This is a genomic window from Rhodococcus sp. 15-649-2-2 (assembly GCF_002258645.1).
Classification (GTDB): Bacteria; Actinomycetota; Actinomycetes; order Mycobacteriales; family Mycobacteriaceae; genus Rhodococcoides.
Genome location: NZ_NPFM01000002.1, coordinates 210,279 through 224,180 on the forward strand (window position 1 = coordinate 210,279; position 13,902 = coordinate 224,180).

Below are 13,902 nucleotides of genomic sequence, written 5' to 3' on the forward strand. Positions count from 1 at the left end.
CACTCGACCGGAACCCGCCCCACCCACTCTCCGTCCGCACTGCATGAACTACGTCACGTCGACGACCGGAATATGCAGCTCGCGAGACGGGGGTGTGTGGGGCGGGTTTTGTTGTCACCTAAGATGACTCGTCGTGATCGACGCGCACTCTCTCAACGGCCCGGCTGGAACTACTACCGTCAGAATTGCTCGATGGACGCCGGGCGGGTGCGTCTGGTGCGGCAGCACCGACAGCGTCGAAACCTTCAGGAACGAGCCTCGCTGCGGTCTGTGCCGCGAGAAGGAAGCCGTCATCGACGAGGCCAAGCACTTCATCGGCATGTACGGTCTGCGGCCCCTGGGCGGCACCCTGGCGTCCGAGGACGACGAGGAGCGCGAGTACCGCGTCACCGCCCGCGATGCGCGTGAGGTCCTCAACCGCATTCGGCTCGAGAAGCTCCCCGACCCGGCCGCCGTACGCAAGGCGTTGCGCCCCAGGGCCGCTGCCGCGGTGAACGCACCGGCCTCACCCTCATCGACCTCCGCTCCGGCGAAGGCACCGACGAAGAAGTCGCAGGCCGGTGTCACCGGAATCGATGCGATCGAACTGCAGTCCCGCGTGGAGAAGTTGCTCGGCCAACTCACCTCCGTCGACGAGCAGATCAGCGCACTCGACGGCGTTCAGGGCCTCCCCGCACGCGCTCGCATGAAGGATCTCGAACGTCAGCGGACCACCGTGCTGACAACACTGGCCGCGCTCGAGAAGGCTCGTCGCCGCACCAACTGATCCACGTAGTCTGATCGAGTGCTGCGCAAGCGTTCGACCTCACGGCAGGTGCTCGATGTCACCTACGCCGTGGTCTTCGTTCTGCTCCTGCTGCCGTCGACTCTGAGCCAATCCTCCGGTTCTCCGGGCGCAGCTGTTCTGATCGGGTTCGGCATCGCATTGGCCATCCGGCGCCGATCGCCACGATGGTCCTTGGCGCTCGCCTGGGTCCTTGCCGTCGTACAGATGGTCAGCGGAGTGCTCCCCCTGTCGGCGGATACAGCGATCTTCGCGATTCTGTACTGCTCGGCCGCGTACGGCGACAACGTGGTTCGACGCCTCGGTCTCGCCTCGGCCGTCGTCGGCGGAGTGATAGCGGCGCTGTACCTGGCGTTCGTGGACGGCAATCCATTCGGGGCGCCCACCGATGCAGGATTTCAGGAACCGAGGCTGCTGCAGGCCGCCGTTCTCCTCGCTGCGCTGTGGGCCATGCTCGGGCTGTCCTGGGCGCTCGGTCGACTCGCCTACGCCCGGCGTACAGCCATCGAATCGGCACACGCGCGCGAGCTCGCCGAGGTACACCAGGCGCGAGCCGAGCATGAAGTGGCAATCGAACAAGAGCGCAACCGAATTGCCCGGGACATGCACGACATCGTGGCGCATTCCCTGGCCGTGGTGATCGCTCAGGCCGATGGCGCACGCTACGTGCGTGCACTGGACCCCGCGGCCGTCGACACTGCACTGACGACGATCTCCGACACAGCGCGCGAGGCACTGTCCGACGTCCGGGTGCTGCTGGGACAGCTCCGCCACAGCCAAGGCGATCTACCGACCCCCGGTCCGGGCGACCTGGAGCGTCTGCTCGACCAGATGCGCGCCACCGGCCTGAACATCGACTCCTCGATCGACACCGGCGACGTGTCGTTGGGTGCAGGAGCGCATCTGGCGTTGTACCGCATCGCGCAGGAATCGTTGACCAATGCACTGCGCCATGGCGATCCGAACGCGCCGGTGACCGTCGCCATCGAATCGGATTCTGCCGGCGTCGAACTGACGGTACGAAACAGTGTGTTCCCGGGGCTTCCCGCCGCGGAATCGTCCGGCCACGGAGTGGCCGGCATGAAGGAACGCGCCGGCCTCTCCGGCGGCACGTGCACAGCGACCGGCGACGCCTCGTCATGGACTGTGACGGCGTGGTTGCCCACCACCACCCCTTCGACGAAGGGCACGACGTGAGTTCCGATCGCATCGAAGTTGCGCTGGTCGACGATCAGCAGCTGTTCCGAGCCGGCATTCGCATGCTGATCTCCTCCCAGCCCGACCTGGAATTCGTCGGGGAGGCGGGCAACGGACGAGAAGCCGTCGAACTCGCAGCGTCCGTCACTCCCGACGTGATGCTCATGGACATCCGGATGCCGGTGCTCGACGGTATCGCCGCGACCGAGCAGATTTTGGCCGCCTCCGACACACCTCCGCGCATTCTGGTACTCACCACGTTCGACCTGGACGAGAGCGCTGCGCGAGCCATTCGTTCGGGCGCAAGCGGATTCGTGCTCAAGGATGCCGACCCGGAGTTTCTGCTCGCTGCGATCCGTACGGTCCATGCCGGAAACTCGGTGATCGCCGCGTCCGCGACGACCGGCTTGCTGGCGCATTTCACTCCGACACCTCCGGTTCCGACGGTGCCGGCCGCATTCGAGACCCTCACTGCGCGGGAGAAGGAGCTCTTCCGGCTCACAGCCCGCGGGCTGAGCAACTCCGAGATCGCCGAGCTGGAGTACCTGAGCGAGGCGACGGTGAAAACACACATCAGCCGCATATTCGCCAAGCTGCACCTGCGCGATCGAGTGCAGCTGGTGGTCTACGCTTTCGAGCACGGACTGAACTCGCCTTGACCTCGGGACTGACGCCGATGTCATCCTGCAGATGTACGACGCGAAGACTCGCGCCTGATTACTTCGATCCGGCGCGTTCATAGCGTTGTGGGCATGACGATCACAGCAGGCCCTGTTGCACGGGCATTTCAGGTCAGTAAGCACTTCGGCGACTCGTCCAATCCGGTGAGCGCCCTCGACAACGTCTCTCTCGACATTCACGCCGGCCAGTTCACCGCCATCATGGGACCGTCCGGTTCCGGCAAATCGACGCTCATGCACGTCATGGCCGGGCTGGACAACGCCAGCTCGGGTCACTTGATGCTGGCCGGTGCAGACATCACCTCGGCCAACGACGACGCTCTGACGACGTTGCGACGCAAGCAAGTCGGGTTCATCTTCCAGTCCTTCAATCTTGTTCCCACTTTGGATGTTCGGGGCAACATCCTGTTGCCGTTCGAGCTCGACGGCCGCGCACCCAGTGCGCAGGAGTCGGCCTGGATCGAGCAACTCATCGACACCTTGGGACTACAAGGTCGGGTGAACCACCGTCCACATCAGCTCTCGGGCGGACAGCAGCAGCGCGTTGCGATCGCCCGTGCGCTGGGGACTCGACCGCATCTCATCTTCGCCGACGAGCCCACCGGCAACCTCGATTCCCGCACCGGCCGCGAGGTTCTCGGCCTCCTGGCCGCGGCGGTGCGCGAGTACGGCCAGTCGATCGTCATGGTCACTCATGATCCGATCGCAGCCAGCTACGCCGATCGCATCGTCTTCCTCGCCGATGGGCGCATCGTCAACGAGCTCGGGCGTTCGAGCGCAGAACAGATTTCGAGCTACATGCTGGGAATGGAGAGCGTCCGATGAGTGCGTTGACTTCTGCTCAGGCGTCGAAAGAGCACGGTGCCAGCATTCTGGTGACATCGCTGGCGTCGTTCTTCGGAGTTGTGTTGATTCAGGCAACCGCGTTTCTGGTAGACATCTTCGGGGATTCAGACCTCGACGGTGCTGCCGTCAACGCGCTGTACAGCGTGGCGCTGGTGTTCATCGGCCTCGCGTTGTACGTCGCGGCGGTGGTCACCTCGAACACGTTCGCGACGATCGTCGCGGGGCGCACCCGCACCATCGCACTCCTTCGACTGTTGGGAGCCCGCTCTCGTGACCTGCGCCGATCGGTAGCACGCGAGGGCCTCGTCGTCGGATTGTTCGGTGGCGCAGTCGGTATGGTCCTCGGCGTCGGCGCGAGTCACCTGGCCCGGGCCGTTGCGGTCTCGGCCGGTCAGCTGCCGGATGTGCAGTACACGACCGTTCAGCCGGTGGTGCTTCTGCCCGTCGTGATCGTGGTGCTGACGACCACCGTCGCGTCGTATGTGGGGTCACGAAAAGTCCTGGACGTCACACCTGTCCAGGCAACCGGAGGTGCGGTCGACACGGGCGTGGAGGCTCCGCGGTCGCGTCGGATCAGGACCGCGCTCTCTATCGTGCTCATCGCCGGCGGCGTGGCTCTGCTGGGGCTCGGTGTCCTGATCGGGATGGTCAACCCGGGCGGTGTTCTGGTCGCGTTCCTCGGTGGTGTCGCATCGTTCACCGGAATCATGGTCGGGGCGTACCGCATTCTGCCCGCGACACTGAAACTGGTCGGGAGACTGTCCGGCCGTGGACCCGCTGCCCGATTGGCATCCGCCAACGCGATTCGCTATCCGGATCGCAGTACCCGTACCGCGGTGGGACTGTTGATCGGGGTGACGTTGGTGACGACGTTCGCGGTCGCGATGTACAGCTACCGGTCGATGCTCGTCAACGAATACGACGAGGCCACGGTCGGCCAAGTGCTCACCGTGACAGTAGGAATCATGACCGGACTCATCGGCTTCTCGGCCGTCATCGCGGCCGTCGGAATGGTGAACAACCTGCTGCTGAGCATTCTGCAGCGCACCCGTGAGATCGGTCTGCTGCGTGCACTCGGATTCACCCGCAAGCAGATTCGAGCGATGATCGTTTCGGAAAGTACTCAGATGGTGGTCGCGTCCATGGGCTTCGGTCTGATCCTCGGCATCGTGTACGGCTGGGCCGCAGCACAATCGCTGCTGGGCTCACTCGATTCCCGCGGACTCACCGCGCCCACCCTGCCATGGGCGGTCATCGCCGGAACCGTGTTGTGCGGTGGACTCCTCGCACTCGGGGCCTCACTGACCCCGGCTCGTCGGGCGAATCAAATTTCGCCGGTACTCGCGTTGGCGGACGCCTGATCGCGTGGTCTATAGCGCTCGGCGATTGCAAGGGCCCGGCCGTACAGACCATCCCGCAACGACTGCGGCACCAGGACTTCCGCGTCGGTACCGAGTTGCCACAGAGCCCACTCAGCGTGCCGCGCATCCTGGAAAGTCATGTCCATTCGCAACCGACCGTCACCGTCGAGATCCTCGTCGGTGACGGTCAATGCAGTGTCTGCCAGTTCTTCCCGGCGCCTCGGGTCGATGAGCGCCGACACCGTCACAGGGGTGCCGCCGTTCCTGAATCGGGTGCTGCGCTCGTGCCACATCCGATCGAGATGCACGCTGTCCGGCCGTTGGGCCGGCTCGAGAAGCACCTCGGCGTCCTGCACCCGCGAAAGTCGGTAGGTGCGGTCTTCGCCGTCTCGGGTCGCCAGCAGGTAGCTCCGGCTTCGCACTGCGACCAAGCCGACAGGATCCACCGTGCGCCACTGCGCATCTCGGTCGTTCGGCGCGTAGAGAATCCGGAGCTTGCTGCCGTCGAACACGGCCCTGCGAACGGAGTCCATGATGGGAGCGGGTATCTGCTCGCTGACAACCCGTCGAGACAGAAGGTCTGTCTCCGGCTCGATGAGTAGCCGGCGAGCGGCAGTACGCGCGGTGTCGTGATGGCCGTCGGGCAACGCGTCCATCACCTTTCGGAGCGCTGACACCACTCCGGATCCGAGGCCGAGCGCGTGATCTCCGCCGTTCGATCCCACTGCGGCCAGTAGCGACAGGGTCTCATCGTGGTTGAGGCCCGGAAATTCGGTCCTGAAGCCAGGCAGTAGCGCGAACCCTCCCAGCCTGCCGCGCTCCGCGTAGACAGGGACGCCCGCAGTCGACAGAGCGTCGATGTCGCGGAGGACGGTGCGAGTCGACACTTCCAGTTCGACGGCGAGAGAGTCGGCCGTCATTCGGCCGCGCTGGCGCAACAGAAGCACCAGCGAGACCAACCTGTCCGCACGCATGCGCGAACGGTACCGAAATACACGACAGAGGGTGTCGTGTATCGCTGTCAATCTTGCTTCGTACTGATCGGAAACGAACGAGACGGAGACGAAGATATGGAAAGAACTGCAGTCGACCCGGTGAACTGGTCAGTCGCTCTGGGCTTTAACCAGGGCGAGCTGGTCACCGGACACACCAGGACCCTCTACTGCTCCGGGCAGACCTCGACGAACAGCGACGGCACGCCCGTGCACGAGGGAGACATGGAAGCGCAGCTGACGCTGAGTCTCGACAATCTGGACGCCGTGTTGGCGGGGGCCGAGATGTCGATCTCGAACGTGGTGAGGCTGGGTGTGTACACCACCGACGTCGACCTTCTGTTCCAGCACTACGGCGTACTCATGGCGAGACTGGGAGCCGCAGGAGTTGCGCCGACCATGACGATGCTGGGGGTGGCCAGGTTGGCAATCCCGGGTCAGATGATCGAGATCGACGCCATCGCCGTGGGCTGACGCCTCTGCTCAGGCTTCGCTGTCGAGTTGCGCCATCTGTGCCTCGGCGTAGCGCTCACCTGCTACCGCATCTTTCGGCACGGCATTCTCGATGCGCGCTACCTCGTCGGAGGTCAGCGAGATCTCCGATGCAGCAATGGTTTCCGTCAATCGCTCGACCGAGCGGGCACCGACCACCGGGACGATGTCGTCACCACGAGACATGACCCAAGCGATGGCGAGCTGCGCGACGGTGATGCTGCGGTCGTCGGCGATCTCGGCGAGTAGTTCCACCAACTCGACGTTCCGGGTGAGGTTCTCCCCCTGAAATCGCGGGCTGTGTGCCCGGAAATCGTCGGCGGACAGTGGCTTGTGAGCTCGAAACGTGTTGCTGAGCAACCCACGTGAGAGCACGCCGTACGCCGTGATTCCGACGCCGAGTTCACGCGCGGTATCGAGGATGTCTGACTCGATACCGCGCGAGACGATGGAGTATTCGATCTGGAGATCGCTGATCGGGTGCACCGCTGCCGCTCGCCGCAGTGTCTCGCTACCGATCTCGGACAGACCGATGTGGCGGACGTAGCCCGCCTCGATCATCTCGGCAATGGCACCGACAGTATCCTCGATTGGCACGCGTGGATCGAGGCGGGCCGGCCGGTAGACGTCGACGTGATCCACACCCAGCCGCTGCAACGTGTAGCCCAGCGAACTCTTGACGCTCTCCGGTCGGCCGTCGAAGCCGAGCCATCCACCGTCGGGCCCGCGCAGGGCTCCGAATTTCACCGACAGCACGACGTCGTCCCGGTTGCGCTCTTTCAGTGCCCTTCCTATCAGCATCTCGTTGTGGCCGGCACCGTAGAAGTCACCGGTGTCGACAAGATCGACGCCTGCGTCGACAGCAGCATGGATGGTGCGGATCGATTCCCGGTCGTTCGATTCGCCGTATGCACCGGACATCCCCATCGCGCCGAGGCCGATACGCGAGACGGTGGGTCCGGAGTTTCCCAATTGTGTTCTGTTCATGTCGTCCACTGTGCGTTCCCGACGAGAATTGCGGCAGAGAGCAGTTGTCGGAGGACTGCCGATCCCTGGCTCGAACCGGCGACGAGGCGCACACTCGATACGTGGAACGTGACGAACTGGCCGATTTTCTCCGACGACGTCGGGAACTTCTGACTCCCGGCGACGTAGGTGTCGCACCGGGACCGCGACGCCGCACGCCCGGGCTGCGTCGCGACGAGGTGGCACTGCTGGCCGGGATGTCCACCGACTATTACACCCGCCTCGAACAACGCCGCGGGCCGCACCCGTCGACTCAGATATTGAGTGCGCTGGCCCGCGCCCTGAGGTTGGACGACGACGAGCGAGACCATCTCTACATCCTCGCCGGCCAATCACCACCGACGCGGATGGGTGCGGACAAACACGTCGGCCCCGGCCTCATGCACCTGTTGACCAAGCTCGACGACACACCCGCCTGCGTCGTGACCGACCTCGGTGAGATCGTGGCGCACAATGCGATGTACCTCGCGCTGGCCGAGGACCCGCGCAGGTACACCGGGCTCGGCAAGTACGTGGTGTGGCGTTGGTTCACCGATCCCGGCACGCGCCGCAACTTCGTACGCGAGGACTGGGATCGCATGGGCCACAAGCACGTCGCCGATCTTCGAGCAGTGTCGGCCAGACGAGCAGGCGATCCTGAGGTCGCTGTACTGGTCGAGCGTCTACGCGCCGCCAGTTCCGAGTTCGAGACGATTTGGAGCGAACACCGAGTCGCATACAAGACGTCGGCGTCCAAACGCTTCGTGCATCCCGAACTCGGCGTAATCGCGGTCCACTGCGAGACACTCGTGACTCAGAAAGAGGGCCAACACCTCCTGGTCTATTCGCCGCAACCGGGAACCGATGCCCGAGAGAAACTGGATCTACTCGGCGTCATCGGCACTCAGCAACTGGATGTGACTCTCGCCGAATAGGTCGCTACCCACCCTTGCGCGCGAGGATGAGCGCGAAGCGAGATTCTGCATCGGTCCATAGATGGTCGACGTCGAACCCTGCGGCGGCGAGTTCTTCGGTGATGCCTTCCGGTCGAAACTTCGCCGAGATTTCGGTGCGCAGATCCTCACCGGCGTCGAAATGCACGGGCAGATCGAGATCGGCGAGATACACCTCCTGCGGCGACGAGGCCCGTAGCCGCATCTCGATCCACTCCTGCTCGGCATTCCAGAGCGCAACGTGCTCGAACGCGTCGGCATCGAAGTTTCCGCCCAGGCGAGAATTGATCACCGACAGCACGTTTCGATTGAACTCCGCCGTCACCCCGGCCGCGTCGTCGTACGCCGGAACGAGAACCTTCGGGTCGATGACCAGCCCGACACCGAGCAGCAGGTGCTCTCCTGGATCGAGCGCGTCGGCGATGGCCTTCAGAAATTCCTCGCGCTCCTCGGGGATGAGGTTGCCCAAGGTGCCGCCGAGAAACGCAATGGTGCGTGAGTTACCCGCCGGCAGATTGTGCAGTGTGTCGGTGAAATCACTGACGATGCCGTGCACCTCGAGAGCGGGGAACTCCTGGGCGATCTGCTCGATGGCTCCCTCGAGCGCCGTAACGGATACATCCTGCGGCACATACGTTTTCAGTGATCCGTGCTTGACCCCTGCAGCGAGCAGAATCTTCGTCTTCTCCGACGAGCCCGAGCCCAACTCGATCAACATCGTCGATCCGGTTGCCTCGGCGATGTCGAGGGCATGTTCTTCGAGGAGTGCCCGCTCGGTGCGGGTCGGATAGTACTCCGGCAACACTGTGATCTGCTCGAACAACTCGCTGCCGAGTGCGTCGTAGAAGTACTTGGGCGAGAGCCACTTCGGCGAAGACGTCAACCCGTCTCGCACATCCTTGCGTAATTCGTCCACCAGTGCTGTGTCTGCGAGGTGTACCTCGACAGTGCTCATGTGTGCTCCTCTTCGTCGAGACGGGAAACGGTGAACTCCGACGCCGTGGCAACGACAAGACTGCGGTCGTCGATGTGCGTCCAGTCGGTACTGTCGTCGGTCGGTTCGGATGCGATGGTGACGGCGTCATCGGAACGACGGACCGACAATGCGTGATGCACTGCGGTGGCGTACATGTTCTCCCCATCGCCGAGGAGAAAGTTGAGCCTGGACCCCGGCGCACGCGCTTCGATGCGCCGAACCAACGTGGCGAGGGCTGCCGGCGGGTCGAGAGTGTCGAGTAACTGCCGCAACACGATCCAGACTGCGGCTGCGTCGGTCGGAGCAGGCAACGTGAGTGCATCGACCGGTGGCACCTCGGACCACAGGTCGGTCAGCGAGTGGGGCCAGCCGCGAACCACACCGTTGTGACTGAACGCCCAACGGCCGTCGGTGAACGGCGCGCAGGCCGATCGTTCCACCGGCATTCCTACCGTGGCCGATCGCACGGCGGCGATCACCGACGTCGAATGGAGCTGCGGCAGAACATCATCGACCGCCGGATCGGTCCAGATGGGCATCGGATTGCGGTAGCTGCGCACCGAACCGTCCTGCCACCACGCGACGCCGAACCCGTCGGCGTTGATGGTGCCCCCGCCGCGCATGTCGTTCGGGGCGTACGACTGCACACGCAAACTGTGTTCACCGTCGGTGAGCACTCCCCCGACGGACGTGCGGGGGCCGAGATATGCCAGGTGACGGCACATTCAGCTGGGCTCGACGTCGCGGGCCAACCGGAAGCCGCTGAAGATCTGCCGGCGAATCGGGTGGTCCCAGTTACGGAACGTGCCTCGACACGCCACTTCGTCGGTGCCGAAGGAGCCGCCGCGTAACACCTTGTAATCGCCTCGCAGAAACACCTCGGAGTATTCGGCGTAGGGGAACGCCTCGAATCCGGGGTACGGCTCGAAGTCCGACGACGTCCATTCCCAGACGTCACCGATGAGTTGGTGCACGCCGTCCGCGGACGCACCGTCCGGATACGCGCCCACGTCCGCCGGTTCGAGGTGCCGCTGATTCAGATTGGCATGCGCCGCAGTGGGTTCGGCGTCGCCCCACGGGTAGGCACGGCTGGTACCGGTCTCGGCATCGAAGCGCGCGGCCTTCTCCCACTCCGCCTCTGTCGGTAGGCGCTTGCCCGCCCACCGGGCGTACGCGTCGGCCTCGAACCAGCACACGTGAACGACGGGTTGGTGCGGACGCACCGGACGGCGCACCCCGAAGCTACGACGCCACCACGTGCCGTCGGAATCGCGCTCCCAGAACTGCGGAGCGCTGAGATCGGCGTCGACGCGGTGCTGCCAACCCTTCTCGGTCCACAGATCGCGGCGTCGGTATCCGCCGTCCTCGATGAACTCGACGAACTGTGCGTTGGTGATCGGGGCGCGGTCCATCGCGAACGTGGGCACGTGCACCGGGTGGGCCGGACGTTCGTTGTCCAGCGCCCACGGGTCGAGTGAGGTGCCCATCGAGAACGACCCACCGGAGATGATCGCCTCACCCGAGACCTGAACCGCAGACGACGGCGGCGCAGGGGCGGCGAGAACAGCGGGCCCCGAGCGCAATTGATGCGTCGCCAGCATGGTCTCGTCGTGTTGCTGCTCGTGCTGCGCGATCATGCCGAACGCGAATCCGTGCTTCTCGACCGGCCTGCCCGCAAATGTGCTGCGGTCGAGCACGTCCCAGGCCTTGTCTCGAACGGTTTGCACGTAGACGCGCGCCTCGTCGGGAGTGAGCAGCGGAAGCGACGTTCGTGAAGAACGCGAGTGCTTGAACGCATCGTACAGCTCGTCGATATCGGGACGCACTGGGTCACGGCCACCGACGTCGCGAACCAGCCAGAGTTCTTCCTGACTTCCTATGTGCGCGAGATCCCAGACCAGCGGGCTCATCAACGGCGAATGCTGCGCCATCAGTTCGGTTTCGTCCACGCAATCGGTGAGTGCTGCGCTGCGGGCGCGGCTGCGTGTGAGGACCGTTTCGATCCTGTTCCTGAGTTGTTCGGCGCTCACACCGATTCCTTTCGAGTGTGGAATTCCCGCGTCGCAGAGTCGAATTCGCTCGGGGGCTCGCCCGAGTGACATCGGCGAGCGGCCGCCGACAGGTAGTCGTCGTGCTCGCCGCCGAACTCCGCCGCGAGTTTCAGCAATTCGGTTGCGGCCGATCGGAGATCGCGGTCGCCCAGCCCGACGCGCGCCGCGTCGATCCAACGTCCGGCGGTCCCTGCTCCGATCTCGGTCGCGCGAGCCACCAGCTCGGGTGTCGACAACAGCGCCTCGAACGCCGCCGCAGGAACCACCCACTGCCCGTCCGGCTGGGCATCGAGGTAACGGATCTCGAGGTGACCGCACGCTCGAACCTGAGGAAAGAGGGTGGTCAGGTGGTAGTCGAGATCCCCGTATGTGGGGGCACGTCCGACGACGCCTGGATCGGCCAACCATTGTGCGAACGTCGTACCCGCGGGCGCTTCCCAGTTCTGGTCGATGCCCTGTATGCAGAGCAGCGGCACGTCGAGAGCCCACCGTGCGTAATCGGCAATCGGATCTCCGGTAGTGGGAACCGCGGTTCTGCTGGAATCCGTTCTACTGGAATCGAGTTCGAGCCACGTCCGCATGCGCTGGGACGCCCATACTCCTTCGGGGGCTCCCTCGAGTTCCGGGGATCGCGCGAATGCCGCCACGAAGGCCGGGCCGATGACGTGGAGCATTCGCCAACGCGCGGCAACCTCGGCTCGATCACGACCGGCGTCGACACTCACCTGCGCGGCAGCCGTGTTGCACATCATCAATTTGCCATAGGGGCCGATGGTGGTGAATCGGTTCTCCATCGCGCAGTATCTCGGCAGGACGAGGAGCCGTTCCGGAGCACGCGCGGTATCGGCCGGAACCGCCAGGATGCTGATGCCGGAGTCCTCGAGCATGTCTCGCAACAACCGGGCATCGGCGTCGAGCATCGATGCGAGATCGGAAACGGATGTATAAGGCGAACTGGACAATTCGACTTGGCCGCCGGGTTCGACGGTGACCATACTTCCGCCCGGCAACGTCAGGGCGGGTGACTCGGGGGCGATACTGCGCGGGGAGTGATCACCGAGTGCAGTTGCAAGCGAAGAGAGGCTGGGACGCGTTCCGTCGTCGAGGGCGGTGAGCCACTCGAGTTCGGCACCGATCAGGGCCGGTGGACCCAGCTTGAAACACACTTTCGACACGTATGCCTCGGCTGCTGGGCGTGTGCTCAGCTCGAGGGATTTCTCGTTGGACGACACTTTTTCCTTCTTTCCGCACTCACCACGTTCTTCGCTATCGAACGTACCCAGCTGCGGGGATCGAAAACGCCGTGATCCCGCGTCGTATCGAGGCTACCGATTGTGCAACCCTGATGCCGAGAGTTCGTGACAGGAAGGACGACCATGCTCGATCACGACCGCATTCGCCGCGACACCCCCGGTGCGTCGGGTCGGGTATTCCTCGACAGCGCCGGGTCCTCGTTGCCGCCGACCGTCGTCGTCGACACCGCCGTCGCACACCTGCGCCGGGAAGCGGAAATCGGTGGCTACCGGGCCGCAAACGAACGAGCGAACGACCTCGCCGCGGTGAAGACATCGATCGGAACGTTGATCGGGGCTTCGGCGTCGAGCATCGCACTGAGCGACTCCGCAACGCGAGCCTGGACCGACTTCTTCTACTCGGTGCCGCTCTCCCCTGGTGATCGAATCCTGCTGTGCGAGGCCGAATACGCCAGCAACGCAATCTCCGCCCTCCACCGCGCCGAGGTCACCGGAGCGATCGTCGACGTGATTCCGAGCGACGAGTCGGGACGAATCGACGTCGACGCGCTGGGAACCATGCTCGACGATCGCGTCAAGCTGGTCTCGGTGGTGCACGCACCCACCAACGGCGGTCTGATCAATCCCGCTCGCGCTGTCGCAGATCTCGCCCACCGACACGGTGCCCTGGTACTGCTCGACGCCTGCCAGTCCATGGGGCAGATGCGTGTCGACGTCGCCGAGCTCGATGTCGACGCTCTGTCCGCCACCGGACGCAAATGGCTTCGTGGCCCGCGCGGAACCGGATTTCTCTACCTGCGTCCAGGATTGGCGTCGACGCTGCATCCACCGGCCCTCGATTTGCACAGCGCTCAGTGGGAAGACACCTCCACCTACCGAATGGCCGACGACGCCACACGATTCGAGTTCTGGGAATGCGACGTCGCGGCCAGGCTCGCACTCGGCGCTGCCGTCGACTACCTACTCGAGCTCGGTATCGACCACGTCGAAGAAGCCGTCGCCGAACGTGCCGAATACCTGCGCGCCGGACTCCGAAAAATCCCCGGGGCGACGGTGCAGGATCTGGGCGATCGCAGGAGTGGCATCGTCTCCTTCACCGTCGACGGTGAAGATCCCGTGACTGTCCGCGATCGACTCGCCGCCGAGGAAGTGACGGTGACGGTCAGCCACCGCAGCTCGACACGACTGGACATGACGGGCCGGGGACTCGACGCCGTGGTGCGCGCATCTCCCCACTATTTCGTCACGTTCGCCGAACTGGACACGATGCTCGCTGCGCTCGCAGGTGAGTGACCGGCTCTCCGGTCGTTCC

The 13,902-nt window shown here is 64.4% G+C and carries 14 protein-coding genes; 8 read left to right on the top strand and 6 right to left on the bottom strand.

All coding sequences use genetic code 11. The annotated features are described in order from the left end of the window. The first annotated feature begins 133 nt into the window (after positions 1 to 133). The 5 genes from CH305_RS01760 (at position 134) to CH305_RS01780 (ending at position 4,868) form a co-directional block, all read left to right on the top strand. The gene (locus tag CH305_RS01760; RefSeq protein ID WP_230592568.1) at positions 134 to 766 is read left to right on the top strand and encodes a hypothetical protein; all 633 of its coding nucleotides are present in this window, start codon (positions 134 to 136) and stop codon (positions 764 to 766) included. Between the two features lie 18 nt (positions 767 to 784). Continuing rightward, complete coding sequence (locus CH305_RS01765) at positions 785 to 1,981, top strand: sensor histidine kinase (protein ID WP_094702302.1); 1,197 nt, start codon at positions 785 to 787, stop codon at positions 1,979 to 1,981. Beyond that, positions 1,978 to 2,640, top strand: coding sequence for a response regulator transcription factor (locus CH305_RS01770; protein WP_032404276.1), 663 nt, complete (start codon positions 1,978 to 1,980; stop codon positions 2,638 to 2,640). The genes CH305_RS01765 and CH305_RS01770 overlap by 4 nt, the downstream gene beginning before the upstream one ends. A gap of 93 nt (positions 2,641 to 2,733) precedes the next feature. Continuing rightward, the gene (locus CH305_RS01775; protein ID WP_032377260.1) at positions 2,734 to 3,486 is read left to right on the top strand and encodes an ABC transporter ATP-binding protein; all 753 of its coding nucleotides are present in this window, start codon (positions 2,734 to 2,736) and stop codon (positions 3,484 to 3,486) included. Beyond that, entirely contained in the window at positions 3,483 to 4,868 is a 1,386-nt protein-coding gene (locus CH305_RS01780) for an ABC transporter permease (protein WP_094702304.1), read from the top strand. The genes CH305_RS01775 and CH305_RS01780 overlap by 4 nt, the downstream gene beginning before the upstream one ends. On the opposite strand, the gene CH305_RS01785 is transcribed toward CH305_RS01780, so the two are convergent. Beyond that, positions 4,832 to 5,842 (bottom strand): YafY family protein, encoded by a 1,011-nt coding sequence (locus CH305_RS01785; RefSeq protein WP_094702306.1) that lies wholly within the window; start codon positions 5,840 to 5,842, stop codon positions 4,832 to 4,834. The genes CH305_RS01780 and CH305_RS01785 overlap by 37 nt on opposite strands. A 96-nt stretch (positions 5,843 to 5,938) precedes the next feature. Here CH305_RS01785 and CH305_RS01790 point away from each other — a divergent pair, with 96 nt between their 5' ends. Then, positions 5,939 to 6,334: a RidA family protein gene (locus CH305_RS01790; protein ID WP_094702308.1), complete on the top strand. Its 396-nt coding sequence runs from the start codon at positions 5,939 to 5,941 to the stop codon at positions 6,332 to 6,334. A 9-nt stretch (positions 6,335 to 6,343) separates the two neighbouring features. On the opposite strand, the gene CH305_RS01795 is transcribed toward CH305_RS01790, so the two are convergent. Continuing rightward, positions 6,344 to 7,339, bottom strand: coding sequence for an aldo/keto reductase (locus CH305_RS01795; RefSeq protein WP_094702391.1), 996 nt, complete (start codon positions 7,337 to 7,339; stop codon positions 6,344 to 6,346). Between the two features lie 101 nt (positions 7,340 to 7,440). Between CH305_RS01795 and CH305_RS01800 the strand changes: the two genes are divergently transcribed. After that, positions 7,441 to 8,292, top strand: coding sequence for a helix-turn-helix transcriptional regulator (locus tag CH305_RS01800; protein ID WP_094702393.1), 852 nt, complete (start codon positions 7,441 to 7,443; stop codon positions 8,290 to 8,292). A 4-nt stretch (positions 8,293 to 8,296) separates the two neighbouring features. Here the strand turns inward: CH305_RS01800 and egtD are convergent, their stop codons facing one another. The 4 genes from egtD to egtA are packed head-to-tail and all read right to left on the bottom strand — an operon-like array spanning position 8,297 to position 12,569. Then, on the bottom strand, positions 8,297 to 9,265 hold the full coding sequence (egtD, locus tag CH305_RS01805; protein ID WP_094702310.1) for an L-histidine N(alpha)-methyltransferase: 969 nt from the start codon (positions 9,263 to 9,265) through the stop codon (positions 8,297 to 8,299). Further along, positions 9,262 to 10,011, bottom strand: a complete 750-nt coding sequence (egtC, locus tag CH305_RS01810; protein WP_094702312.1) for an ergothioneine biosynthesis protein EgtC — start codon at positions 10,009 to 10,011, stop codon at positions 9,262 to 9,264. The genes egtD and egtC overlap by 4 nt, the downstream gene beginning before the upstream one ends. Continuing rightward, positions 10,012 to 11,316, bottom strand: coding sequence for an ergothioneine biosynthesis protein EgtB (gene egtB, locus CH305_RS01815; RefSeq protein WP_179278147.1), 1,305 nt, complete (start codon positions 11,314 to 11,316; stop codon positions 10,012 to 10,014). It lies immediately after the preceding gene. Continuing rightward, positions 11,313 to 12,569 (bottom strand): ergothioneine biosynthesis glutamate--cysteine ligase EgtA, encoded by a 1,257-nt coding sequence (gene egtA / locus CH305_RS01820; RefSeq protein ID WP_094702316.1) that lies wholly within the window; start codon positions 12,567 to 12,569, stop codon positions 11,313 to 11,315. The genes egtB and egtA overlap by 4 nt, the downstream gene beginning before the upstream one ends. Before the next feature lie 144 nt (positions 12,570 to 12,713). Here egtA and CH305_RS29340 point away from each other — a divergent pair, with 144 nt between their 5' ends. Beyond that, a complete protein-coding gene (locus CH305_RS29340; RefSeq protein ID WP_094702318.1) occupies positions 12,714 to 13,883 on the top strand; it encodes an aminotransferase class V-fold PLP-dependent enzyme in 1,170 nt (389 codons plus the stop codon). Positions 13,884 to 13,902 lie beyond the last annotated feature (19 nt).

Bases quoted from the DNA above. Each gene is read 5' to 3' on its own strand.
- CH305_RS01775 (WP_032377260.1), top strand. From the start codon at position 2,734: ATGACGATCACAGCAGGCCCTGTTGCACGGGCATTTCAGGTCAGTAAG.
- CH305_RS01780 (WP_094702304.1), top strand. From the start codon at position 3,483: ATGAGTGCGTTGACTTCTGCTCAGGCGTCGAAAGAGCACGGTGCCAGC.
- CH305_RS01785 (WP_094702306.1), bottom strand. From the start codon at position 5,842: ATGCGTGCGGACAGGTTGGTCTCGCTGGTGCTTCTGTTGCGCCAGCGC.
- CH305_RS01790 (WP_094702308.1), top strand. From the start codon at position 5,939: ATGGAAAGAACTGCAGTCGACCCGGTGAACTGGTCAGTCGCTCTGGGC.
- CH305_RS01795 (WP_094702391.1), bottom strand. From the start codon at position 7,339: ATGAACAGAACACAATTGGGAAACTCCGGACCCACCGTCTCGCGTATC.
- egtD (WP_094702310.1), bottom strand. From the start codon at position 9,265: ATGAGCACTGTCGAGGTACACCTCGCAGACACAGCACTGGTGGACGAA.
- egtC (WP_094702312.1), bottom strand. From the start codon at position 10,011: ATGTGCCGTCACCTGGCATATCTCGGCCCCCGCACGTCCGTCGGGGGA.
- CH305_RS29340 (WP_094702318.1), top strand. From the start codon at position 12,714: ATGCTCGATCACGACCGCATTCGCCGCGACACCCCCGGTGCGTCGGGT.